Annotated in this window: 23 protein-coding genes; 17 read left to right on the top strand and 6 right to left on the bottom strand. The window is 63.8% G+C overall.

Annotated features, from left to right (window positions below; translation table 11 throughout):
* The first annotated feature begins 408 nt into the window (after positions 1 to 408).
* The 7 genes from xoxF5 (at position 409) to B5V03_RS33800 (ending at position 8257) form a co-directional block, all read left to right on the top strand.
* Positions 409 to 2214, top strand: coding sequence for a lanthanide-dependent methanol dehydrogenase XoxF5 (gene xoxF5 / locus B5V03_RS33830; RefSeq protein WP_129274703.1), 1806 nt, complete (start codon positions 409 to 411; stop codon positions 2212 to 2214).
* Between the two features lie 81 nt (positions 2215 to 2295).
* The gene (locus B5V03_RS33825) at positions 2296 to 2817 is read left to right on the top strand and encodes a c-type cytochrome, methanol metabolism-related (protein ID WP_433995360.1); all 522 of its coding nucleotides are present in this window, start codon (positions 2296 to 2298) and stop codon (positions 2815 to 2817) included.
* Positions 2818 to 2878: 61 nt separating this feature from the next.
* The gene (locus B5V03_RS33820) at positions 2879 to 3988 is read left to right on the top strand and encodes an S-(hydroxymethyl)glutathione dehydrogenase/class III alcohol dehydrogenase (protein ID WP_129274702.1); all 1110 of its coding nucleotides are present in this window, start codon (positions 2879 to 2881) and stop codon (positions 3986 to 3988) included.
* Between the two features lie 33 nt (positions 3989 to 4021).
* Positions 4022 to 4585 (top strand): S-(hydroxymethyl)glutathione synthase, encoded by a 564-nt coding sequence (gfa, locus tag B5V03_RS33815; protein WP_129274701.1) that lies wholly within the window; start codon positions 4022 to 4024, stop codon positions 4583 to 4585.
* A 589-nt stretch (positions 4586 to 5174) separates the two neighbouring features.
* Positions 5175 to 5627, top strand: coding sequence for a (2Fe-2S)-binding protein (locus B5V03_RS33810; RefSeq protein WP_129274700.1), 453 nt, complete (start codon positions 5175 to 5177; stop codon positions 5625 to 5627).
* Position 5628: 1 nt separating this feature from the next.
* Positions 5629 to 7941, top strand: a complete 2313-nt coding sequence (locus B5V03_RS33805; protein WP_129274699.1) for a xanthine dehydrogenase family protein molybdopterin-binding subunit — start codon at positions 5629 to 5631, stop codon at positions 7939 to 7941.
* A 55-nt stretch (positions 7942 to 7996) separates the two neighbouring features.
* Positions 7997 to 8257 (top strand): hypothetical protein, encoded by a 261-nt coding sequence (locus tag B5V03_RS33800; protein WP_129274698.1) that lies wholly within the window; start codon positions 7997 to 7999, stop codon positions 8255 to 8257.
* Between the two features lie 105 nt (positions 8258 to 8362).
* On the opposite strand, the gene B5V03_RS33795 is transcribed toward B5V03_RS33800, so the two are convergent.
* The 4 genes from B5V03_RS33795 to B5V03_RS33780 form a co-directional block, all read right to left on the bottom strand.
* Complete coding sequence (locus B5V03_RS33795; protein WP_129274950.1) at positions 8363 to 10090, bottom strand: methanol/ethanol family PQQ-dependent dehydrogenase; 1728 nt, start codon at positions 10088 to 10090, stop codon at positions 8363 to 8365.
* Between the two features lie 130 nt (positions 10091 to 10220).
* Positions 10221 to 10874, bottom strand: coding sequence for a ubiquinol-cytochrome c reductase iron-sulfur subunit (locus B5V03_RS33790; RefSeq protein ID WP_129274697.1), 654 nt, complete (start codon positions 10872 to 10874; stop codon positions 10221 to 10223).
* Between the two features lie 258 nt (positions 10875 to 11132).
* Entirely contained in the window at positions 11133 to 11597 is a 465-nt protein-coding gene (locus B5V03_RS33785) for a group III truncated hemoglobin (protein ID WP_129274696.1), read from the bottom strand.
* A gap of 142 nt (positions 11598 to 11739) precedes the next feature.
* The gene (locus tag B5V03_RS33780) at positions 11740 to 12591 is read right to left on the bottom strand and encodes a 3-hydroxybutyryl-CoA dehydrogenase (protein WP_129274695.1); all 852 of its coding nucleotides are present in this window, start codon (positions 12589 to 12591) and stop codon (positions 11740 to 11742) included.
* A gap of 393 nt (positions 12592 to 12984) precedes the next feature.
* Between B5V03_RS33780 and pstS the strand changes: the two genes are divergently transcribed.
* Positions 12985 to 14040 (top strand): phosphate ABC transporter substrate-binding protein PstS, encoded by a 1056-nt coding sequence (pstS, locus tag B5V03_RS33775; protein ID WP_129274694.1) that lies wholly within the window; start codon positions 12985 to 12987, stop codon positions 14038 to 14040.
* Between the two features lie 268 nt (positions 14041 to 14308).
* The gene (locus tag B5V03_RS33770; protein ID WP_129274693.1) at positions 14309 to 15007 is read left to right on the top strand and encodes an ABC transporter permease; all 699 of its coding nucleotides are present in this window, start codon (positions 14309 to 14311) and stop codon (positions 15005 to 15007) included.
* Here B5V03_RS33770 and B5V03_RS33765 read toward each other — a convergent pair.
* A complete protein-coding gene (locus B5V03_RS33765; protein ID WP_129274692.1) occupies positions 14981 to 15790 on the bottom strand; it encodes a substrate-binding domain-containing protein in 810 nt (269 codons plus the stop codon). The genes B5V03_RS33770 and B5V03_RS33765 overlap by 27 nt on opposite strands.
* A 207-nt stretch (positions 15791 to 15997) precedes the next feature.
* Between B5V03_RS33765 and B5V03_RS33760 the strand changes: the two genes are divergently transcribed.
* Positions 15998 to 17095: a hypothetical protein gene (locus B5V03_RS33760; RefSeq protein ID WP_245502422.1), complete on the top strand. Its 1098-nt coding sequence runs from the start codon at positions 15998 to 16000 to the stop codon at positions 17093 to 17095.
* A 63-nt stretch (positions 17096 to 17158) separates the two neighbouring features.
* Positions 17159 to 17443, top strand: coding sequence for a TonB-dependent receptor plug domain-containing protein (locus B5V03_RS33755; RefSeq protein WP_206736227.1), 285 nt, complete (start codon positions 17159 to 17161; stop codon positions 17441 to 17443).
* 22 nt (positions 17444 to 17465) lie between these two features.
* Here B5V03_RS33755 and B5V03_RS33750 read toward each other — a convergent pair whose 3' ends face one another.
* Entirely contained in the window at positions 17466 to 18782 is a 1317-nt protein-coding gene (locus B5V03_RS33750; RefSeq protein WP_129274690.1) for an alpha/beta hydrolase, read from the bottom strand.
* Between the two features lie 269 nt (positions 18783 to 19051).
* Between B5V03_RS33750 and blaBJP the strand changes: the two genes are divergently transcribed.
* The 6 genes from blaBJP (at position 19052) to B5V03_RS33720 (ending at position 25986) form a co-directional block, all read left to right on the top strand.
* Positions 19052 to 19936, top strand: a complete 885-nt coding sequence (gene blaBJP / locus B5V03_RS33745) for a BJP family subclass B3 metallo-beta-lactamase (RefSeq protein WP_129274689.1) — start codon at positions 19052 to 19054, stop codon at positions 19934 to 19936.
* 299 nt (positions 19937 to 20235) lie between these two features.
* Positions 20236 to 22251: a putative bifunctional diguanylate cyclase/phosphodiesterase gene (locus tag B5V03_RS33740; protein WP_164988461.1), complete on the top strand. Its 2016-nt coding sequence runs from the start codon at positions 20236 to 20238 to the stop codon at positions 22249 to 22251.
* 244 nt (positions 22252 to 22495) lie between these two features.
* On the top strand, positions 22496 to 23278 hold the full coding sequence (locus B5V03_RS33735) for a LuxR C-terminal-related transcriptional regulator (protein WP_129274688.1): 783 nt from the start codon (positions 22496 to 22498) through the stop codon (positions 23276 to 23278).
* 236 nt (positions 23279 to 23514) lie between these two features.
* Positions 23515 to 23883 (top strand): hypothetical protein, encoded by a 369-nt coding sequence (locus tag B5V03_RS33730; RefSeq protein ID WP_129274687.1) that lies wholly within the window; start codon positions 23515 to 23517, stop codon positions 23881 to 23883.
* A 36-nt stretch (positions 23884 to 23919) separates the two neighbouring features.
* Positions 23920 to 25437, top strand: coding sequence for a phage tail sheath family protein (locus tag B5V03_RS33725; RefSeq protein WP_129274686.1), 1518 nt, complete (start codon positions 23920 to 23922; stop codon positions 25435 to 25437).
* Between the two features lie 24 nt (positions 25438 to 25461).
* Entirely contained in the window at positions 25462 to 25986 is a 525-nt protein-coding gene (locus B5V03_RS33720; protein ID WP_129274685.1) for a phage tail protein, read from the top strand.
* Position 25987: the final 1 nt, after the last annotated feature.

Here is a 25987-nt window from a genome sequence, read left to right as displayed (position 1 = left end):
TTTTGAAACGAGCGCCATCGTTTCACTGCCACCCTTGAAGGTTAATCCTCCGCCTTAGTTGCAGCGCCGTCAAGGGGAACCTGAGTATCGAACGCGGTCGCGAAGCAGTGCGAAGCCGCTGAATTCGCTACTGCAAAATCAAAATCTTCGCGTCCGTGCGCTGTCAAGCAAAGCAGCTTCTCTCTTGGGCAAGTTTCCCGATGGCGAAGTCGTTAGGGATTGAGTCAGGAACAACAAGAACGGGCCGCTTCTGCACGTGGACCCGTGGCTCTGATCCGGAGGAGGAACCACCACAGCATCGTTTCTGGTCCCAACCGTGACCGCCCTGCACGAGCAGACGCCGGACGAGAAGCCCGGTGATTGAGCAATGCTTCGGAAACAATAAAACGAGACAACGGAGGAATGACTATGCGCAAGGTACTACTGGCGACCTTTCTTGGCTCCGCGGCGGCTCTTGCCGTCGGAGGCGCTTCAGCCAATGAGGAGCTGAACAAGATGGCGCAGAACCCGAAAGACTGGGTGATGCCGACCGGCGACTACGCCAATACCCGCTACTCCAAGCTCAATCAGATCAACGCACAAAACGTGGGCAAGCTCCAGGTGGCCTGGACCTTCTCGACCGGCGTGCTGCGCGGCCACGAAGGCGGCCCTCTGATCATCGGCAACATCATGTACGTCCACACGCCGTTCCCGAACAAGGTCTACGCCCTTGACCTTTCGAACGAGAACAAGATCGTCTGGAAGTACGAGCCGAAGCAGGATCCGAACGTCATCCCGGTAATGTGCTGCGATACGGTCAACCGCGGCCTGTCTTACGGCGACGGCAAGATCTTCCTGCATCAGGCCGACACGACTCTGGTCGCGCTCGACGCCAAGAGCGGTCAGGTTGCATGGACCGCCAAGAATGGCGATCCCAGCAAGGGCGAGACCGGCACCTCGGCGCCGATGGTCGTCAAGGACAAGGTGCTGGTCGGCATCTCCGGCGGCGAGTTCGGCGTTCAAGCCCATATGACCGCCTACGACATCAAGACCGGCAAGGTGGCCTGGCGCGGGTTCTCGGAAGGGCCGGATGACCAGATCCTGGTCGACGACAAGACCACCGCACTCGGCAAGCCGGTCGGCAAGGACTCCAGCCTCAAGACCTGGCAAGGCGATCAGTGGAAGATCGGCGGCGGTGCCACCTGGGGCTGGATCTCCTACGATCCCGAGCTGAACCTCGTGTATTACGGGTCGGGCAATCCCTCGACCTGGAATCCGAAGCAGCGTCCCGGCGACAACAAATGGTCGATGACGATCTGGGCCCGTAACCCGGACACCGGCGTTGCCAAATGGGTCTATCAGATGACGCCCCACGACGAGTGGGACTATGACGGCGTCAACGAGATGATCCTCTCGGACCAGTCGATCAACGGCCAGCCGCGCAAGCTGCTGACGCATTTCGATCGTAACGGCCTCGGCTATACGCTCGATCGCGGCACCGGCGAACTGCTGGTCGCCGAAAAGTACGACCCGAAGGTGAACTGGACCTCCGGCGTCGACATGGACAAGAACTCAGCCACCTATGGCCGTCCGAAGGTGCTCGACGCCGCTTCGACCGACAAGGCGGGTGAGGACCACAACGTGAAGGGCATCTGCCCGGCCGCGCTCGGCACCAAGGACGAGCAGCCGGCAGCCTACTCGCCGGACACGCAGCTGTTCTACGTTCCGACCAACCACGTCTGCATGGACTACGAGCCGTTCAAGGTGAGCTACACCGCGGGCCAGCCCTATGTGGGTGCGACGCTCTCGATGTATCCGCCGGCGGGTGAAAGCCACATGGGCAATTTCATCGCCTGGGACGGCAAGACCGGCAAGATCGTCTGGTCGAACAAGGAGCAGTTCTCGGTCTGGTCGGGTGCGCTCGCGACCGCCGGAAACGTGGTGTTCTACGGCACGCTCGAAGGCTACCTGAAGGCAGTCGACGCCAAGACCGGCAAGGAGCTCTACAAGTTCAAGACTCCCTCCGGCATCATCGGCAACGTCACGACCTATGAGAACGGCGGCAAGCAGTATGTCGCAGTGCTCTCGGGCGTCGGTGGCTGGGCCGGCATCGGTCTCGCCGCAGGCCTGACCGATCCGACCGCCGGTCTCGGCGCAGTCGGTGGCTACGCAGCGCTCAGCAACTACACGGCACTCGGCGGTACGCTGACCGTGTTCTCGCTGCCGGCGAACTAGCCTCACCTCAGTGTCGCTCCGGCGCGTGGATCAACTCCACGCGCCGGCTCGTCTCCACCGAACGCTTTCGAGGACAAACTCTTGCGTAAAATATGCTCTGTCATTGCTGCGATCATCTTCGTTGCCTCGGGGGGAATTGCTGTTGCGGAAGGTCCCGGCGACCCGACCGCCGTGAAGAAGGAAGACGACGGAAAGTGGCTCGATAAGGAAGGCAACCCGACCTACAAGATTTCGGCCGACGGCACCGTGGACTGGTTCACCTACTCCGGTTATCGCCGCTATCACTCCGACTGCCACGTCTGCCATGGCCCGGACGGCATGGGATCGACCTACGCACCGGCGCTGAAGGACTCGGTCAAGACCATGAGCTATGGCGACTTCCTCGGCGTGGTCGCCTCAGGTCGCAAGAACATCTCGACCGCACAGGAGAACGTGATGCCGGCCTTCGGCGACAACCCGAACGTCGCCTGCTACATGGACGACCTCTACGTCTATCTGCGCGCCCGCTCCGACGAAGCGTGGGGCCGGCAGCGTCCCGGCAAGAAGGACGAGAAGAACGAGGTCTACACCAAGGCGGAAGACGCCTGCATGGGCCATAAATGAACGTTACGAGGACTGCCGAGACTTGGTTCTGGGCGTCCTATGAGAATTTGAGGAGTTACCGATGAAGACACGTGCCGCCGTCGCTTTCGAAGCCAAGAAGCCACTCGAGATCGTCGAACTCGATCTGGAAGGACCGAAGGCCGGCGAAGTCCTGGTCGAGATCAAGGCGACGGGCATCTGCCATACCGACGCCTACACGCTCGACGGCTTCGACAGCGAGGGAATCTTCCCGTCGGTCCTGGGCCATGAGGGGGCCGGCATCATCCGCGAGATCGGCCCCGGCGTAAGCTCGGTGAAGCCGGGCGACCATGTCATCCCGCTCTACACGCCGGAATGCCGGCAGTGCAAAAGCTGCCTGAGCCAGAAGACCAATCTCTGCACCGCGATCCGCGCGACGCAAGGCAAGGGCGTGATGCCCGACGGCACCAGCCGCTTCTCCTACAAGGGCAAGCCGGTCTACCACTACATGGGCTGCTCGACCTTCTCGAACTTCACCGTGCTGCCGGAGATCGCCGTCGCCAAGATCCGCGAGGACGCGCCGTTCGACAAAAGCTGCTACATCGGCTGCGGCGTCACCACCGGCGTCGGCGCCGTCGTCAACACCGCAAAGGTCACGCCGGGCTCCAACGTGGTGGTGTTCGGCCTCGGCGGCATCGGCCTCAACGTGATCCAGGGCGCCAAGATGGCCGGCGCCGACAAGATCATCGGCGTCGACATCAACGACTCCAAGGAGGATTGGGGCCGCCGGTTCGGCATGACCGAGTTCGTCAATCCCAAGAAGATCACCGGCGACATCGTCCCGCATCTGGTCAACCTGACCGACGGCGGCGCCGACTACACCTTCGACTGCACCGGCAACACCACCGTGATGCGTCAGGCGCTGGAAGCCTGCCATCGCGGCTGGGGCACCTCGATCATCATCGGCGTTGCCGAATCCGGCAAGGAGATCGCCACCCGCCCGTTCCAGCTCGTCACCGGCCGTAACTGGCGCGGCACGGCCTTCGGCGGCGCACGCGGCCGCACCGACGTGCCGAAGATCGTCGACTGGTACATGAATGGAAAGATCCAGATCGATCCGATGATCACTCACGTGCTCAAGCTCGAAGAGATCAACAAGGGATTTGACCTCATGCATGAGGGCAAATCCATCCGTTCCGTCGTCGTGTACTAGCTCGAAAGCGTCACCCCCAAGGAGGATCGACCCATGACTGTTGCACTCCATCCCTCGATCGACAACGGCCTCAAGCAAGGCACAGGCCATTTTGCCGGCGGCACGCTCGCCTGCAAATGCAAGGACCATCAGGTCAAGGTCGCGGTGAAGGGCGACGTCGCCCACAACCACGCCTGCGGCTGCACCAAGTGCTGGAAGCCGCAGGGCGCTACGTTCTCCGTCGTCGCCGTCGTGCCGCGGCAGAACGTCAGCGTGCTCGAGAACGGCGACAAGCTCGAGATCGTCGATGCCTCCGCGGTGATCCAGCGCCACGCCTGCAAGGCCTGCGGCACGCACATGTACGGCCGGATCGAGAACAAGAACCATCCGTTCTATGGCCTCGACTTCATCCATCCGGAGCTGTTCCAGGAGCAGGGTTCGCAGGCGCCGCAATTTGCCGCCTTCGTCTCCTCGGTGATCGAATCCGGCGTCAAGCCGGAGCAGATGGCCGGCATCCGTTCGCGGCTGAAGGAAATCGGGCTCGAGCCCTATGACTGCCTGTCGCCGGCGCTGATGGACGCGATTGCGACCCACGTGGCGAAAGCCAAAGCCGCCTGACAAGGCCGCCAGACGCCGCCGTGCCCCGTCCGCTCGCTGGCCCGACCATCGCCAGCGAGCCGGATGGGTCCGGCCCCGGACGATCGCGGCGAGGCCGCGGCCTCTGCACTCTGCGTGCGAGAGCCATTGGCTCCTCAGTCCTGGTCTCTGAATGACGGCGCAGTGCCGCTCACTTCCCGTTCGAAGTCCGCGCTTCTGCGTTTCTCCCTCCCTCGACTGAGGCATCCTGCTTCGTCCGTGCAGTCATTCTGCCGGACGAAGCTTTTTTGCGTGGCCCCCATTTCGAGGCGCGCGCGGCGCGATGCCGCGCCCTGCTTTTGACAAACCTCGGTTGCAATGTTTTCCCGCCGAGAACACTCGGCTGTGAACGCCGAACCGCTGGGATCTTTGCTAGCCTCGTGGCGTCACGATGCCGCGCGAATTCAATTAATCAAGAATAAGACGGGAGGTATCGAGCACATCCGGACATCACGGTTCGCATTCCTGCCTCCTGCCGGGATCTGCCCGCGCGGGACGACGGACCAGGATGCGGTGACAAGACGTCGGCAAATCTAAAAATCGACATGCTTATGAAGAGCGAGGGACGATCATGATCAAGGTGAAGATCAACGGCCAGGAACAGAGCTGGGACGGCGACCCGGATCTCCCGCTACTCTGGTTCCTGCGTGACGAGGCCGGGCTGACCGGCACCAAATACGGCTGCGGTCAGGCCCTGTGCGGCGCCTGCACCGTCATCGTCGACAAGGAGGCGGTGCGCTCCTGCATCACATCGATCAACGACGTCGCCGGCCGCGAGGTCACCACGATCGAGGGGCTGCATCCGAACGGCGATCATCCGGTTCAGAAGGCCTGGCGCCAGGTCAATGTGCCCCAATGCGGCTTCTGCCAGGCCGGCCAGATCATGCAGGCCGCAGCGCTGCTGATGGATAACCCGAAGCCTTCGCACGACCAGATCCGCGAGGCCATGGCCGGCAACATCTGTCGCTGCGGCTGCTATCAGCGCATCGAGAACGCAGTCCATCTCGCATCGACGGGAGTGTGACATGAATTTCATCGAGAATCCGACGAAGCTTCGCGGCTTCGAGAAGCACATCAAGGTCGAGAAGGTTTCGCGCCGCAGCATCCTGAAGGGACTCGGCGTCACCGGCGGTTTCGTGCTCGCCGCACCCGTGATGTCGCGCCAGGCCTTCGCCTATGAGACCGGCGCCGGCAAGATGCCGCATGGCGTCGTGGTCGATCCGCGTGTGTTCGTCGCGGTCGCGCCCGACGGCACCGTCACCATCCTTGCCCACCGCGCCGAGATGGGCACCGGCGTGCGCACCAGCCTGCCGCTGATCGTTGCCGAGGAGATGGAAGCCGACTGGTCCAAAGTGAAGGTGCAGCAGGCCCACGGCGACGAGGCCAAGTTCGGCAACCAGGACACCGACGGCTCGCGCAGCACGCGGCACTATCTGATCCCGATGCGCCAGATCGGCGCCTCCGCCCGCACCATGCTGGAGCAGGCCGCAGCCAAGCGCTGGGGCGTGCCGGCGACTGAAGTGAAAGCCGTCAATCACGAGGTCGTCCACAGCGCGACCAGCCGCAAGCTCGGCTTCGGCGAGCTCGCGGCCGATGCCGCCAAGGAATCCGTGCCTGCTATCGAAGGCCTCAAGCTGAAGGACCCCCGGGATTTCCGCTATCTCGGCAAGGGCCAGATCGGTATCGTCGATCTTCATGACATCACCACCGGCAAAGCGCGCTATGGCGCCGACGTGCGTCTCCCCGGCATGAAATACGCCGTGATCGCGCGCCCGCCGGTCACCGGCGGCAAGCTGGTCAAGTTCGAACCGGAGGCGGCCCTGAAGATTCCCGGCGTCGAGAAAGTGATGCAGGTGCAGGGCTGGCCGTGGCCGTCGAAATTCCAGCCGCTCGGCGGCGTTGCCGTGATTGCGCGCAACACCGGCGCGGCGATCAAGGGCCGCGACGCGCTGAAGCTGACCTGGGACGACGGCGCCAACGGCAAATACGACTCGGTCGCCTACCGCAAGGAGCTCGAGGAGGCTTCACGCAAGCCGGGCCTCGTCGTGCGCCAGGAAGGCGACGCGGACGCTGCGCTCAAGAGCGCCGACAAGGTCATCGTCGGCGAATATTACCTGCCGCACCTTGCTCATGTCAGCATGGAGCCGCCGGTCGCGGTTGCCGACGTCAAGGGCGACAAGGCCGAGATCTGGGCGCCGGTGCAGAGCCCCGGCGGCACCCGCGAGGACGTCGCCAAGACGCTCGGCATTCCCGAGGGCAATGTCACTGTCAACGTGACGCTGCTCGGCGGCGGTTTCGGCCGCAAGTCGAAATGCGATTTTGCGCTCGAGGCCGCCCTCCTCTCGAAGGAGCTTGGCGCGCCCGTGAAGGTACAATGGACCCGTGAGGACGATCTCCACCACGATTTCCTGCACACGGTGTCCGTGGAACGGATCGAAGCGGGCCTCGACAAGAGCGGCAAGGTGATCGCCTGGCGCCATCGCAGCGTGGCGCCGACCATCGCCTCGACCTTCGCCGCAGGCGCAAAGCACGCGGCGCCGTTCGAGCTCGGCATGGGTCTCGTCGACATGCCGTTCGAGATCGCCAACATCTCCTGCGAGAACCCGGAAGCTGCGGCATTCACCCGCATCGGCTGGTTCCGTTCGGTCTCGAACATCCCGCGCGCCTTCGCGGTGCAGTCGATGGTCGGCGAGATCGCAGCTGCGACCGGCCGCGACCAGAAGGAGACGCTGCTCGCGCTGATCGGAACCCCGCGCATCGTCAAGCCCGCCGTGAAGGACATGTGGAACTACGGCGAGCCCTATGACAGCTACCCGATCGACACCGCGCGCCTGCGCAAGGTGGTCGAGCTGGTCGCCGAGAAGGGTGAATGGGGCCGCCAGGTACCCAAGGGCCACGGTCTCGGCATTGCCGTGCACCGTAGCTTCGTCAGCTATATCGCGACCATCGTCGAGGTGGCCGTCGACGACAAGGGCAAGCTGACGGTGCCGCGGGTCGACACCGCCATCGACTGCGGCACCTATGTCAACCCCGAGCGCATCGCCTCGCAGATCGAGGGCGCAGCGATCATGGGCCTGAGCCTCGCCAAATACGGCGAGATCAGCTTCAAGGACGGCAAGGTGGAGCAGAAGAACTTTGACGACTTCCAGGTCATCAGGATGGATGAATCCCCTGTCGTGACCAACGTCTACATCGTGCCCCCCGGTCCCGACACGCCGCCGAGCGGCGTCGGCGAGCCCGGTGTTCCGCCGTTCGCGCCGGCGCTGATGAATGCCATCTTCGCCGCGACCGGAAAGCGTATCCGCAACCTTCCGCTCGGCAAGCAATTGGAGGCATAGGTCTGGAACACTAGCGGCCTCGCGCCGTTTCCATCGATCTGACAGGAGCAGATCGATGACCAATATCTCAAAGGCGCTCGCAGTCTCGTTGCTGTCGGGCGCCTTCTCTTTGACTGCTGTGGGCCTCTACGCCCAGAGCAACACAACGCCGCCAACCACGGCCACGCGCCCTACCACGCCGGACCAGAACTCGCTGCCCAACGCCAATGCCCCGCCCGCCTCGACCACCCAGACCACCGGGCAGACCAACACCGATCCCAAGGTTCAGGAGATGAACCAGAAGGAGAAGGACAAGGTGGACAGGCAGGGGAAGTAGTGGGGTTCGCGGCTGCAGCCTCAGCGCAACGCAAAATGCGGCGGACGTTGCCGTCCGCCGCATTTGCCCCCTGACGCTCCGCTTCTTTCGATCCGCCCGCGGAGCTTACTTCTTCAGCGCGAACACCCAGACGACGCCGCCCTGCGGCACGTTGGCTTCGATGCCGATATTGTTGGTCACAAGTGCATCCTGGATGCGTTGCGCATCCACGCCCCATCCCGACTGGATCGCGATGTATTGCGTGCCGTCGATCTCATAGGACACCGGCATGCCCATGATGCCGGAGTTCGTCTTCTGCTCCCACAACAGCTCGCCCGTCTTGGCATTGAAGGCACGGAAGTTGCGGTCGTTGGTGCCACCGGCGAAGATGAGGTCGCCCGCGGTCGCCGTCACCGAGCCGAACAGCTGCGATTTCGGGAAGTTATGCTGCCACACCTTCTTGCCGGTGGCGGGATCCCAGGCCTGGAGCTCGCCGAAATGATCGGCGCCGGGCTTGGCCTTGAGGCCGATGTCCTCCGGCTTGGTGCCGAGCCAGAGCTCGCCGGGCTTCAGCGGAACCTTCTCGCCGGTGAAGCCGCCGCAGAAATTCTCGTTGGCGGGCACGTAGACGAGGCCGGTCTTCTGGCTGTAGGCCGCCGACGGCCAGTCCTTGCCGCCCCACAGCGACGGGCAGAACTCGACGCGCTTGCCGACAACCGGCTTGTGATCGGGATCGACGATCGGCTTGCCGCTCTCGGCATCGATGCCCTTCCAGACGTCGGTGGCAACGAACGGCCAGCCGGCGACATAGTTGATCTTGGTCGGGGTGCGCTCGAGCACCCAGAAGATCGCGTCGCGCCCCGGATGGACCAGGCTCTTGATGTTGCGACCGTCGCGCTGCAGGTCGATCAGCATCGGCGCCTCGACCTCATCCCAGTCCCAGGAATCGTTCTGGTGGTACTGGTGATAGGTTTTGATCTTGCCGTTGTTGGGATCGAGCGCGAGCACGGACGACGTGTAGAGATTGTCGCCGGGATGCATTTCGCCGGGCCACGGCGCGGCGTTGCCGACACCCCAATAGACGGTCTTGGTGTCCTTGTCGTAATTGCCGGTCATCCAAGCCGAGCCGCCGCCGTTCTTCCAGTCGTCGCCCTGCCAGGTGTCATGGCCGGGCTCGCCTTCGCCGGGAATGGTGTAGGTCCGCCACAGCTCCTTGCCGTCCTTGGCATCGTAGGCAGCGACATAGCCGCGCACGCCGAACTCACCGCCGGAGCCGCCGACAATGACCTTGCCGTCGACGATCAGCGGCATCAGGGTCATGTACTGACCCTTCTTGTAATCCTGCACCTTGGTGTCCCACACCACCTTGCCGGTCTTGGCGTCGAGCGCGACGACATGGTCGTCGGTGGTGGCGAGATAGAGCTTGTCCTCCCAGAGTCCGACGCCGCGGCTGGTCGGATGCAACTGGAACAGATCGTCGGGAAGCTGCCGCTTGTAGCGCCAGTATTCGTCGCCGGTTTTCGCGTTGATCGCAATCACCTGCCCCATCGGGGTCGCCACGAACATCACGCCGTTGTTGACGATCGGCGGGGCCTCGTGGCCCTCGACGACGCCGGTGGCGAAGGTCCAGACCGGCGTGAGATTCTTGACGTTGTCGGCGGTGATCTGGTCGAGCGGGCTATAGCCCTGACCGTCATAGGTGCGCCGGTAGAGCATCCAGTTGCCGGGTTCCGGATTCTCCAGGCGCTGCTGGGTGACAGGCGCGTAGTTCTCGATCGGGCCGGCGATCGCGGCGGTCGCGGCAAGGCAGGTGAAGGCGACGAAGCCGGACAGGTACCATTGCTTCCTGGTCATCGACATTTTCATGGACGTTCCCCTTTTTTCATCCGTTTGAATTCTTGTGGCGAATTCTTGTCGTTCGTCCCGTCGTCCGCCCAACGGCGGATGCGGCCTCTCGTGGCGCGGGCACACCCCGCACCGTCCATCATCCTGGCTGCACGCCACCTACCTTTCCGATGAAGTTGCCGGCGACGCTGAGCGAGGTGTCAGCGAGCGCAAGCGGCAGCGCGGCGAGCCGCCGCGGCGCCGGCCCGAACACGACCTGCGCGCCCGCGCGAGGATCGTATTCGGAGTTGTGGCACATGCACTTGAACACCTCCTTGTCGCCGACATCGCTCTTGACCCAGGCGGTGACGGGACAGCCGGCATGCGAGCAGATCGCCGAATAAGCGAGGATGCCGTCGACGGCGCGAGCTTTGGTTTGCTCGTCGAGCTCGGCGGGGTCGAGGCGGATGATCAGGATCTCGTTGAGGCGCGAGGCGCTGCGCACGACCGATGTCTTGGGATCTTTCGGCCACGCGTGCACCGGCGGTCCGCCGCTCGGGACATCAGCAGACGTGATGAGCTTTCCCTCCTGCTCGCCTTCGGAGAAGACGAGCAGATCGCCCTTCTGCGGCCGCTCGTCGGAACCGGGCGGATCCTCGCCTGCGCGCGACTGCGTGGAACAACCGAGACAGGCGGTGGTGGCGAGCGCACCGAGCAGCAGCGTGCGCCGCGTCTGCTCCGTGGCTGCGTCAACGTCAGGTTCCGCAGTGCTCTCGAAGGATGATGAATTGATATTGAATGATGAGCGCGACATGCTCGCTAGCAGGCGCTGGAACTCTGCCGAAAACAAGGCGGAGAATTGGCGCCGCAATGCATCAATATGTCTTTGCTCGCTTTGATTGAATGCGAATGAACGCATTAAACGCGTTTTTCGTGAATTCTACGTCGCACCACGCGAGCGGCATGATGATTTTGCAGATCAGACCGATGATGCTGGAATTGGTGCGATGCGCCATCGTGCGAGGAGCTTGCCGTTCTCAAGCAGGCATTTTGCAAGCAGGCATTTTGTATGTCACGACCTGAGCACGTGGCGCGGTGAAGCGATCCGGCCTGCGACAGTCGCCGACGCCATCTCAAAACTGTCGGCGATGCGACGTGCCTTCTCGATGAAGAGCGCCGCCGCCGGCGGCGGGCAGACTTCGTGCGCGGTCTGCTCGAACAGGTCGAGCCAGCGGTCGAAATGATCGCCAACGAGACTGAGCGGGATGTGCGCCCGCATCGGCGAGCCGTGATAGCGGCCGCTCATCAGCACGACCGACGACCAGAAATCCGTGAGCTTGGCGAGATGCTCGTCCCAATTCTGCACGATCGCGAACACCGGACCGAGCAGCGCATCCTCGCGCACGCGTCCGTAGAAGCGGGTGACGAGTTCCCCGATCATCTCCTCGGTGATCCCGGTGCGCTCGATGGCATCCTGGGTCAGCAGGTTCCGCCGCGCGGCCAGAGCTTCCCGCTCGGCCTTCAGTCGATCCGACATGTCGTTTGTTATCCGATTTCGTTGTTCCCGCGGGGCCGCCCGTTCGACAATTGTCGGGTCAATTGCGCGCGGCGTCTTTGTCGCAGCGCAAATCGCGGGGATTTGGCGGCGGAAGCTGCGGCATCCGCCGCCAACGCCATGATCAGGCGCCGTAAGTGTAAAAACCCTGCCCGGTCTTGCGGCCGAGATGGCCGGCATCGACCATTTCCCTGAGCAAGGGGGCCGGACGGTATTTGGGGTCGTTGAAGCCCTTGTAGAAGACCTCCATCACCGACAGCATGGTGTCGAGCCCGACGAGATCGGCCAGCGCCAGCGGCCCGATCGGGTGGTTGCAGCCGAGCTTCATGCCAGCGTCGATCTCTTCCGCGGTGGCGATCCCTTCCTGGAGCGCGAAGATCGCCTCGTTGATCATCGGGCACAGGATGCGGTTGACGGCAAAGCCCGGGCTGTTCTTGGCGGTGATCGCCACCTTGCCGACGCGCTGGGCGAAATCGAGCGCCTTGGCATGGGTGTCGTCCGAAGTCTGCAAGCCGCGGATGAGCTCAAGCAGCGCCATGACCGGCACCGGGTTGAAGAAGTGCATGCCGATGAAACGGTCGGGGCGATCGGTTGCGGCGGCAAGCTTGGTGATCGAGATCGAGGAGGTGTTGGTCGCGAGCAGCGTGCGCGGCGACAGCGTGGCACAGAGATCCTTCAGGATCTTGACCTTCAGTTCCTCGTTCTCGGTCGCGGCCTCGATGACGAGGTCGCAATCGACGAGCTTGGCGCGGTCGGTGGTGCCGGTGATGCGCTTGAGCGTGGCGTCACGATCCGCCGCCGACATCTTCTCCTTCTTGACCAGGCGCTCGAGGCTGCCGCCGACGGTCGAAATTCCGCGGTTCACCGCCGCATCGGAGATGTCGACCATCACGACCGAAAGCCCGGCCGCCGCGCAGATCTGCGCGATGCCGTTCCCCATGGTCCCTGCCCCGATGATGCCAACGGTCTGGATCATTGCGTCCTGTCCTTCATCCTTGCGGGCGTGCCCTGCCGGCCCGGCCCCATTGTTTCTGCATCAGGTCTAGCACCGCCCAAAGGGCCGTGCGACCTGATCCTGCCCCTTCCTTAAAGCATCCAAGGCGGGAATCCTATCGGCCGCGAAACGGCATGATTTGACGCTCTGGCAGACAGTTTGCCCCAAATTTGAGCCTCCTCCTGCCCCACAGCGGACAGACGACTGGGCGCCAGGGGGCACTTCGGCACGCCGCTCGATCTCCACCAATCGGACGATGCGGTCCTTGCCAACGGCGTGGTGTAATTGATGCGCAATGGCCGGTGCGAATGCTTCGCGACGCTATTGTGACATAGACCACATCGGCTTCGTGCCTCACCTGTTAGCGTCGTGCTCATGAACAAACACATCAGGCTTCCCATCGTCCTCACCGCTCTGCTCGTCGCCACGCCAAGCCTGGCCGCCGAGACCAAAGGAGCGGGGTCAACCTTCGTTTCGCCCGTGATGGCGAAATGGATCGACGCGTACAAGACGAAGACCGGCAACGTCGTCAGCTACCAAGCCGTCGGCTCGAGCATCGGCGTCGGCCTGATCAAGAAGGAAGCGGTCGACTTCGGCGCGAGCGACATGCCGCTCGATCCCAAGGAGCTCGACAGGCTCGGCATGATGCAATTCCCGATCGTGATCGGAGGCGTCGTGCCGGTGGTCAATATCGACGGCGTCAAGCCCGGTCAGATCCGCTTCACCGGGCCCGTGCTCGCCGACATCTATCTCGGCAAGCTGAAATCCTGGAATGATCCGGCCATTCGCGCGATCAACCCCGACATCAAGCTACCGAACACGCCGATCACCGTGGTTCACCGCATCGACGGATCAGGCACGACATTCAACTGGTCGAACTACCTCGCGAAGGTCAGCCCGCAATGGAAGACGAGCGTCGGCGAAGGCACCTCAGTCGAGTGGCCGCTTGGCCTCGGCGGCAAGGGCAATGACGGCGTCGCCTCGCTCGTCAGTCTCGTTCCCGGCGCGATCGGCTATCTCGAATACACCTACGCGCTGCAACGGCTGGATAGAATCTCGTTTGGCGTGGTGCAGAACAGCGCCGGCAATTTCGTCGTCCCCGATGCAGCCTCGTTCCAGGCGGCGGCCGCGAGCGCGGACTGGAAGGCGGAGAAGGATTTCCATCTCGTGCTCACCAATGCACCCGGCGAAGACGCCTACCCGATCACGGCGACGACCTTCGTGCTGATGCCGAAGGCGCCGAAATCTCAGGACCGGTCGGCGGCCGCCATCGACTTCGTGCGCTGGTCGCTGGAGAGCGGAAAGTCCCAGGCCGAAACACTCAACTACGTGCCGCTGCCGGCCGCCCTGGTCGAGCAGATCGAGCGCTACTGGCAGCAGAGCATCGAGGTGGCGCCCACCGTCTCGGCGTCGGCGAGCGTCAAGCGCTAAGGCTCGACAAAGGAGATCCGACGAAGCGCTCCCGATCTGGACGGCGATCGGTTCGCCGGTGTCCCCCGCGGTCGGGGGCACCTCGATCCCTTCTGGAAATTCCGCTGTGAATCATGATTTAGTCGGCAAGAGGCCTGTTGCCGGCTCGCAGCGGCGAGACTACGCGAGGGTCCATGAGAAGCAGCCGAGCCGCTGCTGAGCCCGGGGACTTTCGAATGGACGTTGATCTGGTCCTTGATCTCTTGCCGGCGCAGCAGCGTCAGGCCGGATGAACGATTTTGCACGATCCATCGGTGCCGCCTTCACGCTGATCGGCGCAGCCGACGCCGAGCTGCTCGGCATCGTGGCATTGTCGGTGCGTGTCAGCTTGACCGCGGGCATCCTCGCGCTGCTGATCGGCGCCCCAATCGGGGTGCTGCTCGCGATCGCCCGTTTCCGAGGGCGGCAGGTCATCATCGTACTGACCAATGCGCTGCTCGGCCTTCCGCCGGTCGTGGTCGGACTTGCGCTTTATCTTCTGCTGTCGCGGGCCGGTCCGCTCGGCGCTGCCGGCCTGTTGTTCACGCCGACGGCCATGGTGATCGCGCAGACACTGCTCGCAACCCCGATCGTGGTCGCGCTGGTGCACCGGCCGGCGAGCCTGCTGTGGGTCGAGTATGGCGACCTCGCGCGGATTGATGGGCTTTCGATGCTGCGCAGCATGGCGCTGCTGTTCGCGCTGGGACGAACGTCGCTGCTGACGGCTTTTCTCGCGGCGTTCGGGCGCGCCATCGCCGAGGTCGGCGCCATCATCATCGTCGGCGGCAACATCCGCGGTTTTACGCGCACGATGACGACGGCGGTCGCACTTGAAACCAGCAAGGGCGACCTCCCGCTTGCGCTCGGACTAGGACTGATCCTGCTCGCGCTCAGCGTCACGGTGTCGACCCTCGCCTTCCTGCTAGTGGGACGCGTTGGGGAAAAATAGCTGCTCGCCGCCGACCTTGTAGCCGGCGATCGCATCCTGCCCCTTCGGCGAGACCAGCCAGTCGATGAAGACCTGCCCGTCCTTCGCCTTCACATTCGGATGCGTGGCCGGATTCACCAGCATCACGCCGTATTGGTTGAACAGCCGCTTGTCGCCTTCGGTCAAAATGGCAAGCTCGCCGCGGTTCTTGAACGACAGCCAGGTACCGCGATCCGACAGAAGATAGGCATTCGACGACGACGCCATGTTCAGCGCCGGGCCCATGCCCTGGCCGATCTCGCGGTACCAGGCGTCCTTGCCGGCACCGATGTCGACGCCCACCTCCTTCCACAATCTCAGCTCCGCCGCATGCGTGCCAGACTTGTCGCCGCGCGAGATGAACGGCGCCTTTGCCGCCGCGATCTTGCGCAGCGCCGCCGCGACGTCCTTGCCGCCGGCGATCTTGGCGGGATCGCTTCCGGGGCCGACGATGACAAAGTCGTTGTACATGACGTCGAAGCGCTTCACGCCCTGTCCCTCAGACATGAACTTGTCTTCGGCTTGCCTGTCATGCACGAACACCACGTCGGCATCGCCACGCCGTCCAATGTCGAGTGCCTGGCCGGTGCCGACGGCAACGACGTTCACATTGATCCCTTCGGCCTTCGTGAACAGCGGCAGCAAATAGCCGAACAGGCCAGACTGTTCCGTCGATGTCGTCGAGGCCACGGTGATGGTGCGATCTTGCGCGAATGCGCATGTCGACCAGAGCAGAACCGCTGCAATGGCGGTGATCTTCCTCATGTATTGTCCTCACTCCCCAGACGTTTCAAATTACGCTAGGGAGGACGACGCTTGGAAGCCCGACGTTGGGCGCGCGCACGATGGTGTGCGGATGTTCTGCAATTGGTCCCACCTAGATTGACATCGGTGTGACGGCCGGGGCAGTTTTTGATATTGCTGGCGAATCAGCGATTGCCTACGGCCTGAGTACCTCTTGGACAACTCCCAGTGCTTTCGAGACTGATATCGTTGCTGCGCCGCATTCCCGCGGTGAAATGGGCGTTCACCCGGCTTCGGCCCCTGCCGCACAGCGGCGGCATCGACGACGCCGTGCGCGCCGCAGACAATTCATCTGCAATCGTCGCTGACACCGCGATCGCAGCTCCCCTCGCCGAGCACGGCACCACGATCTCTGTCGTCCCGGAGAGCCCGTCGACCGCGTCAACCGATATCAACGTCAGCGTCGCTTCATGCCGGGAGACGCCGGCAGAGATCGAGCCGATCGTCGCGGAAGCGGTTGCAGTCGCGCCGGTCGAGGTCGAGAGCGAGCCCGTCGATACTGCGGAGTTCATCAGCGACGATCCGCCTACGGAACTCTTGGCGAGCGACGAGCCCGTCGTCGCGGAGGAGACGCCGGCCGCATCGGTCGATATCGAAATCGCTCCGGTTGATGCCCCCGTTCTCGTCGTCGACGACGATCCCTCCTCCATCATCGTCCTGGATATTGAACCGGCGGTCGTGGACGCTTCCTGCGTCGGGCTTGCCGATCGCGAAGTCTCAGCCGAGAACGCCTCCGAGACCAGCATCGACAGCGCTCCATCGCCCGGCGTCGCGATCGAGGTTGAGCCGCCGGTCCCCGCCAACGACCCCGTCCCGGTCGCAGCGGTCGCCGTGGAGGATTGTTCCGCCAACACACCGAGCGTCGTCGCGGATATCGCGCCGGAGCCGGTCCTTGAGGCTCCCGCTCCGACGGTCCCCAGCGCGCCGAAGGCTCGCGCAAAGGTCGTGGAACCCGCCGATCGCGCCACGCTGATCCGGCAGCGCTGGACGGAGACCGGGATCAGGATGTGGAATCCGCGGCTTCACGGCACCGGCGATGCGGCGCTGAATATCCAGGGGCGCATTGGGCTGCTACCGCCCGAGCCCGGCGAGACGATGCCGCGTTACGACAAGCTGGAATTCAAGATGCTCGGCGGGCAGATCGTCTGCGAAGGCGTCATCGTCGAGGCGCCCGTGTCTGCGGGCCAGCGCAGCTTCACGCGGCTTGCCGAGCCCGTGAAGGCCACCCGCGAGCCGGTGCGGGAACGCCAGGCCGCGCTCGCCTGACCCTTTTCGTCGGCGGCGATGCTCACCATATGCCAGGCTGATGCCCTGGATATGGGAGATCGCATGTCCGCAATATCCTTGCGATTGATCGTGATCATCGCCCTCTGCGTCCCGCAGGGCGCCTTTGCGGCGTCCAGCAAGCAGCCGCGCCATACGCCCGCGACAGCACCCGCCACCGATCCAGCCGCACCCTACAGAGCTGACCGGCTCTCATCCTCACGCGGCGAGACGATCCTCAACACGCCCGGACAGACCACCGTGCTGACACGGGAGGTTCTCGACGACATGAACGCGAGGAGCCTGCGGGACGCCATGCGCTCGACCGCCGGCGTGACGATCGGGCGCTAACTGTCCTCCCTCACTTGCGCGCTCACGGAATCGGATACCCCTTCCAGACCCACTCCAGCGCCGACGGCAGCGTCTGCGCGATCGTGGGACGGTCAACGTGCTTGGCGTTGCGCACGAACAGGAACTGGTAGTGGTAACCCTTCTCCGCGAGCACCTTCGCCATCAGCGCGTTCGACAGGGTCCAGTCGTGCATGCCGTCCGGAATGGTGGGGTTTGGATAAAACAGGTCCTGATCGCCGCCGAAGAACCAGAAGCGGATCGGCTTGGTCGGCGCGGCGACGATCAGCGGCGCGCCCGGAGGCTCGGCCGGCGTCAGCACGCCTGCCTTCGAAATGAGATTGGGCGTGGCCGGCCCCGTCCAGGCACTGTGATATTCCCATGCGCCACCGCGCAGCGATGGATCGTGCGGCCATTGCTGGTTGACCATGGTCGGTGAGAACGCCAGCACGCGGTGATAGAGATCGGGATAGAACCACGCCATGGTGAAGGCCGCCACGCCGCTTGAGCTCAGCCCCATGGTCGCGCGCCCGTCCGGATTTCTGGTCAGCCTGACGTCGGCGTTCCTCTCGACCAGCGGCAGCACCTCGCGCTCGACGAACTGCGCATAGTCACCTGACACCGCATCATATTCGCGGCCGCGTTGACTGCCCTGCGCGTCCTGCCCGCCATTTCCGATCTGGATCGCGATCATCGGCGGCACGCGGCGCTGTGCGATGAGATTGTCGAGCGTGTTTGGCAGGTCCTTGTAGGCGTTGGAGCCGCCATCGCCGACCACGATGAACGGCGCCTCGGTGCCGCGGACATATTGCGCCGGCACGTAGACGTCGATCGTGCGCGACCAGATGCCGGGATGGCTGGTGGTGACGACCATGTGCGACTTGTCGTCGGGCGCAGTCACGGTCGTCATGATCGAGGAGTTGGTGCAGCCGGCGACGTCGTCGCGGATCAGGCCGGGATTGTAGATCGTGCTCTCCTTCGACGACAGCGTGAAGGATTTCGTCGTGCCGTGCGGCACGCCTTCTTTCGCGATGGTCTCAGGCGCGGGATTGTGGGTGGGACCAATGATAAAATTGCCTTCCGCTCCCGGCGGCGGCAGCGTTCCATCAGGCAGCTCGGTCGCGCGCGGGTAATTGGGATTGGAAGGATCGCGTGTCGGCGGCGCCGTCTTGAAGTCGAGGCCCGTCGTGTCGATGAAGAACGGCGCCGTCTTGACGGTCGTGTTGGCGCTGGGCGGAACGGCCATGTTCTGGGTCACGCAGGCGGGCTGCGACAAAGCGATCGACGTGAACGAGACGACGGAAATCAGCGTCCCCGCAAGGACGGACAATGAATTGGTCATTTCAGCTCCCGGTGCTGGCGAGTCTTTCCGGCCCGCCTTGACGCAAAGTATGGCGGGCTGCTCGCGCGCGGTCAAACGCCCGCCGGCTGCTTTGCTGCAATAGCCGCCATGCTCAAACAGGACAGGGGCCGTTATTCCGCGCATGCCGCGAAATTTTGAGCGCATCCGACCGTTGCTGCCAGCCCTTGCACGACGTAGCTTGCACGCCGGCTGCGCCGCGCGAAAGTCGCGCCCGGTCTAAACGACAAGAACAATCGGGGAGGCAAACAATGAGAAACGTCACGGCCGCGCTGTGCGCCTTGATTCTGTTCGGAACGGCTGCGCAGGCGCAGACCATCAAGGATTTTCTGGCGACGGTCATGCAGAAATGGACGGCGCCGTTCGAGCCGTTCCAGCTCATCGGCAACATCTATTATGTCGGCACCGACGGCATTGCCGTCTATGTCATCAAGACCTCGCAGGGCATGATCCTGATGGATACCGCGATGCCGCAATCGACTGGCATGATCAAGGACAACATCGCCAAGCTCGGCCTCAAGGTCGCCGACATCAAGATCATCCTCAACACGCATGCGCATCTCGACCACACCGGCGGCTTTGCCGAGATCAAGAAGGAAACCGGTGCGCAGCTGGTCGCCGGTGAGCGCGACAAGCCGCTGCTCGAAGGCGGCTACTATCCGGGCGACGAAAAGAACGAGGACCTCACCTTCCCCGCGGTGAAGGTCGATCGCACGGTCAAGGAAGGCGACAAGGTCACGCTCGGCGACACCACGCTGACGGCGCATGCAACGCCCGGTCACTCGCCGGGGTGCACGAGCTGGAAGATGACCGTCAAGGACGGCGGCCAGGATCGCGAAGTGCTGTTCTTCTGTAGCGGCACGGTGGCGCTGAACCGGCTGGTGGGCCAACCGACCCACCCCGGCATCGTCGACGACTACCGCGCGACCTACGTCAAGGTGAAGCCGATGAAGATCGACGTGCTGCTCGGGCCGCATCCGGAGGTCTATGGCATGCAGGCCAAGCGCGCGCAGATGAAGGACGGTGCACCGAACCCGTTCGTCAAGCCGGACGAACTCGCAACCTATATCACAAGCCTGTCGGAGGATTTCGACAAGCAGCTAGCCAAGCAGACTGCCGCACTGGAGAAGAAATAGCGGCTATCGGATGCTGCGCACCACTTTCCCCGGCCAGGAGAGGTGGTGCCGCAAGCGGCTGCGCCAACGCCCATGGTTAGCAGAGCGTAGCTGCGGTGATGACGGGCAATTCCTGCCTGGGATGCACGCCACCACGGCCGGATATCCTTAACGTGACCTCACCAATGCACGCGGCCGTAAAATGCCGCGGTAGCGTGCAACCTGTGCTGGCCGTTCCGTGCGGGACGCGTCTAACGCACCCTTTACTCCCGCTGTGCAAGATCGCGTCCGTTTTAAAGGGATCCGGGGCGCGTATTGCAATGCCTGTCGCCAATTTGAAGTCTCATGTTGCCGCCGCGATGCGGCTGTTCCGCGTGCCGACAGATCCGGATCTCACGCGCGCGCAATTCGACGCCTTCTCCAAGCAGATCCCGCTGCTCTACTTCATCCTGATGAGCAACACGATCGCTGTCGCCTATACCTATGTGAACGTGGCGCCGGACTGGCTGACGATGATCGTGCCGAGCGTTCTGACCGTGGCTGCAGCGCTTCGGACCTTCTGGTGGCTGCGCCAGCGTCATCTCGTGCGCAGCGATGCCGACATCCTGCGTAATCTGCGCGCCACCAACTGGATGACATTGCCGATCGGCGCAGGCTTCACCGCCTGGTCCTTCGCGCTTTACCCTTATGGTGATCCCTTCGCCAAGAGCCAGGTGGCCTTCTACATGGCCGTGACCGTGATCGGCTGCATCTTCTCGCTGATGCATCTGCGCTCGGCGGCACTGATCGTGACGCTGGTCGTCGACGTGCCCTATGTGCTGTTCTTCTGGGCTACCGGCGAGCCGACGCTGAAGGCGATCGCGGTCAACAATTTGCTGGTCTCCGGCGCGATGGTGACGGTGCTGTTCATCTACTATCGCGACTTCGCCGACCTCGTCGCCAGCCGCAAATCGCTGCTGGCGCAGCAGGCGGCAACGCAAGCGCTCTCGGACGAGAACTTCCGCCTCGCCAATCTCGACTCCCTCACCGAGCTGCCGAACCGCCGCCGCTTCTTCGCCGAGCTGTCGAGTGCCTTCACTGATGCCGAGCCCAGGAGCGTTCGCGTCGCTGTCGGGATCATCGACCTCGACGGCTTCAAGCCGATCAACGACAATTACGGTCACTCGGTCGGCGACCGTGTCCTGATCGAGGCGGGCCGGCGCATCCGCGAGGTCTGCGAGGGCTTCGGCCCACAGCGGGTCGAGTTCGCCCGGCTCGGCGGCGACGAGTTCGGCCTCGTCGTGTGCGGCGATCCCGACGACACGGATCTGCTTCGGCTCGGCGAGCGCATCGGCGACCAGGTCAAGCTTCCCTACCAGGTCGACACGGCTCACACCGGGCTGTCCTGCTCGATCGGCTTCGCATTATTCCCGCAATCGGCAACGACGGCGGAAGCACTCTATGAATGCGCCGACTATTCGCTCTACCACGCCAAGCGTCACCTGCGCGGCCGCACCGTGATCTTCTCGAGCGAGCTCGAGGCCGAGATCCGCAGCCGCGGCGTCATCGAGAACCTGCTGCGCACCGCCGATTTCAGCACCGAGATAGACCTGGTGTTCCAGCCGATCGTCGATGCCATGAGCGAGCATACCGCCGGCTTCGAGGCCCTCGCGCGCTGGCACAGCTCTCGCCTCGGCCTGGTGTCGCCGGCCGACTTCATCCCCGCCGCCGAGCGCATCGGGCTGATCCGGCCGCTGACGCAGGCGCTGCTGGTTCGCGCGCTCGTGGTGGCGAAGACCTGGCCCGACCACATCCGCCTGTCGTTCAACCTCTCCGCCCACGACGTCTGCTCGGCGGAGGGCATCCTGCCACTGATCACCATCGTCGAGAAGAGCGGGTTGCCGCCGCACCGGATCGACTTCGAGATCACCGAGACCGCCGTCACGTTCGACTTCGTGCGCGCACAGCAGTCGATCGCGGCGTTGAAGGCCACGGGCTGCGGCATCTCGCTGGACGATTTCGGCACCGGTTATTCCTCGCTGAGCCACGTGCACCGGCTGCCGCTCGACAAACTCAAGATCGACCGCAGCTTCGTCGCCGACATCAACGAGAATCCGGTGAGCCACAAGATCATCAAGTCGCTCACCGGCCTTTGCGACGACATGGAGATCGCCTGCGTCGTCGAGGGCGTCGAGACCCGCGGCCAGCTCGATAGCCTGCGCCGTCTCGGTTGCGACTACATCCAGGGCTATTATTTCGCAAAGCCCATGCCGGGCGACGCAATTGGGGGCTATCTCGCAAAAGAACTCCAGCGCCTCGACGGCGCTGCGACGCCTGCCGCCAAGGTGGTCGCCTGAGGCGGGCCGCCTTGGGCTCTATCGCCGGACAGTCGCACTCCTCTGTCTGTCAACTCGACCACTTCACATGCGTCGAAATGCCCCGAGAACGCCGCCAGTGATGTGGATGCTTGTCAGCGGTCCCAAAAAGCGCGATACTCAATTTCAAGGGGAAAGCTACTAAAGATACAACTTTTTGATCTTGAGTGACTTTCAACTGGGCGCGGCGGCAAACACGGTTGTAAGTTGGCAATCGGAGGCAGGCATGTCGTCCAATGCGTCATTCCCGGCAGGGCACCCGGCCCCGCTGCGTTCTCACCTCGTTATTGCACATGAAGCACGACCGCCCGAGGTGCCGGATGGCAACGACATCGTGCCGATCCGCCTCTTCATCCTCAGCGACGTGCGCCTGCTCTGCGAAGGCCTGAATTCGTGCCTGTCACGGCAGGCATGCTTACACATCACCGGCCACGGCGATCTCACGACCCCGCCAAAGCAGATCGTTGACAGTGGTGCCGCGGTGCTGCTGGTCGACATCGCGACGTCGCGAGGCTTGCAGCAATCGGCGGCGTGCCGCGCCCTGTCGCCGGCGCTGAAGGTCGTCGCCATCGCGGTTGCCGAGGTCGAACGGGACATCTTCGCCTGTGCAGAGGCGGGGGTATCCGGCTTCGTGCTGCGCGACGGCTCGATCAGTGATGTCGTCGCCGCCATCCACAATGCGATGCGCGACGAGCTGGTTTGCTCGCCAAGGGTCGCTGCCGCCCTGTTCGGCCGGCTCGCACTGCTCTCCGCCCAAACCGTCGCGCGAGAAACGGCCGGCGGCGTCGACACGCTGACGCCGCGGGAGCACGAGATCATCCGCTTCGTCGGCGAAGGCCTGTCGAACAAGGAGATCGCGCGGGCCTTGCGGATCCGCAATTCGACCGTCAAGAACCACATGCACAACGTGCTCAGCAAATTGCAGATCCGCCGCCGCGGCGAGATCAGCAAGCATCTCCACGCGGCTGGTACGTCGGCGCCCGCATCATCGCGGGTCCAGCCCCGCTAGACCCTTCGGCCTAGATCCTTCGATCCGGCACGGGCCGCACCACTGCGGATCGCTGCGACACGCCGCTCGGCCGTTCGCGACATCGTCGTTGCCGCGCCGTGCACCTGGTCCGGACCATCGCCTGCATCCTCGCTGAACCCTTTGGCTCAATCGCGCCGCCGCGTCCTGTGCAAGGCTCGTCGCAAAGGTGGCCATTGCGACAGAGACGCATTCTCATTGCAGGATTCCCGAGGCTGATGACCGATATTCTGGAGCATGTTGTCGCGAAAGATCCGGCGCTGTCCGTGGTCGGCATGAGCGACGGCGGCAATTTGGCAACGGAAGCCCGCCGCACCCGCGCCGACGTCATCGTGGTGGCACAGAAGGCCCCGGACGAGCGCGACAGCCTGGCAAGCCTTCTGCGCAGCCGGCCGCGGATGAAGGTCGTGACCATCATTGCAAGCGGCGAGAGCGGTGCGCTCTACGAACTACGCCCGCATCGCACTGCCATTACCGAGATCACGACGCAATCGCTGTCGGAGGCGATCCGCGATCCGCCCGGAGCCAGGCACAGGCCGCGCCAAGGGCGCGCGCGCAGGCGAGGCAAGACCATCGTTGCGATCTGACCGAGCGAGACAGACCGCCAAATCACAGGAGCCGACATGCCCTCAGCCCTTCTGCAACCCGGCGTCTATATCGAGGAAATCTCCAGCGGCGTGCGCTCGATCTCGGGCGTGGCGACGTCGATCGCGCTGTTCATCGGCTGGGCGCCGCGCGGCCCCACCGACCGCGCCGTGCGCATCTCGAGCTTCGCCGATTATGAGCGCACCTATGGCGGGCTCGATCGCCGCGCCTATCTCGGCTACGCGGTGCGCCAGTTCTTCGACAATGGCGGCAGCGACGCCTACATCGTGCGGATTGCGCTGTTCAACTCGGGAACGCCCGCCAACGACGCGAAGACCGCGGCCTGCGCGATCAACGATCTCGGCATCCAGGCGAGCTCGCCGGGCCTGTGGGCCAATTCCTACAGCGTCACGCTGACGCTGCGCGCCGACGACAACACCCGCTTCCGGCTCGACGTGATCGGCCCGTCGCCCAGCACCAACATCGTGGAGACGTTCCAGGATCTGTCGATGAACAAGGCCGATCCACGCTGGGCGCCGAGTGTCGTCAACGGCCGCTCCGCCTTCATGGACAAGCTGACCACGGCATCGACCAACGTACCGGGCCCAGCCACGAAGCCGTTTACGGGTGGCCTCGACGGCACGGTCCTCCTCGCCAATGACGCCTCGTTCGTGAGTGCGATCGATCCGTTGTTCGCAACCGGCGGGATCGCCGATCGCATCGACCTGTTCAACCTGGTCTGCGTCCCCGGTCTCACCAACATCCTGGCAAACCAGTCGGCGCTGGCCCAGTTGCAAAAGCGTTGCCACGCCCGGCGCGCCTTCCTGATCGTCGACAGCCTCCAGGACGAGACAGTCGCCAACATGAGCGGCAGCGCGGGCGAGGCCGGCCTGACCGGCCCGGACGGCAATTTCTCCGCGCTGTACTACCCGTGGGTGATGCAACCCGACCCGCTGCAATCCGGCGTCGTGCGCGACTTTCCACCTTGCGGCTTCGTCGCCGGCGTCATCGCCCGGACCGACGCCACGCGCGGGGTCTGGAAAGCGCCGGCCGGCACCGACGCCGGCGTCAATGGCGGCGTCGCCTTCGCGCTGACCCTGAGCGATGCCGAGAACGCGCGGCTCAATCCGATTGGCGTCAATTGCCTGCGCACGCTGCCGGTTTACGGCAACGTGGTCTGGGGCGCGCGCACGCTGCACGGCCAGAACGACCGCGGCTCGGAATGGAAATACGTTCCGGTGCGGCGCATGGCGCTGTTCCTGGAAGAGAGCCTCTACCGCGGCACGCAATGGGTGGTGTTCGAGCCCAATGACGAGCCGCTCTGGGCGCAGATCAGGCTCAACATCGGCGCCTTCATGCAGGGCCTGTTCCGGCAGGGTGCGTTCCAGGGCCGCTCGCCGCGCGAGGCCTATTTCGTCAAATGCGACCGCGAGAGCACGACGCAGGCCGACATCAATCTCGGCATCGTCAACATCATCGTCGGCTTCGCGCCGCTGAAGCCCGCCGAGTTCGTCGTCATCAAGATCCAGCAGATCGCCGGCGACATCCCAACCTGAGGCAAAGAAACCTGAGGCAAGCAAATGGCACAGTTCTCGGTCAATCCGCAGCGCTTCGATCCCTACAAGAACTTCAAGTTCCGCGTGAAATGGGATGGACGCTACGTCGCCGGCATCAGCAAGGTATCGGCGCTGAAGCGCACCACCGAAGTGGTCGAGCACCGCGAGGGCGGCGACCCCTCGACGGGACGCAAATCGCCCGGCCGCAGCAAGTTCGAGGCGATCACGCTCGATCGCGGCGTCACCCACGACACCGAGTTCGAGAAATGGGCCAACAAGGTCTGGCATTTCGGTGCAGGCCTCGGCGCCGAGGTCTCACTGAAGGATTTCCGCAAGGACATCATCCTCGAGGTCTACAACGAAGCCGGGCAGCTTGCGCTCGCCTACAAGATCTTCCGCTGCTGGGTCTCGGAATACCAGTCGCTGCCCGATCTCGACGCCAACGCCAATGCGGTCGCCATCCAGCACATCAAGCTGGAGAACGAGGGCTGGGAGCGCGACCAGGCCGTCGCCGAGCCGTCCGAGCCTACCTTCAGCGATCCGGCCTGAG

It is taken from the genome of Bradyrhizobium betae, assembly GCF_004123905.1.
GTDB lineage: Bacteria > Pseudomonadota > Alphaproteobacteria > Rhizobiales > Xanthobacteraceae > Bradyrhizobium > Bradyrhizobium betae_A.
This window is presented reverse-complemented; position numbering and strand designations above follow the sequence as displayed.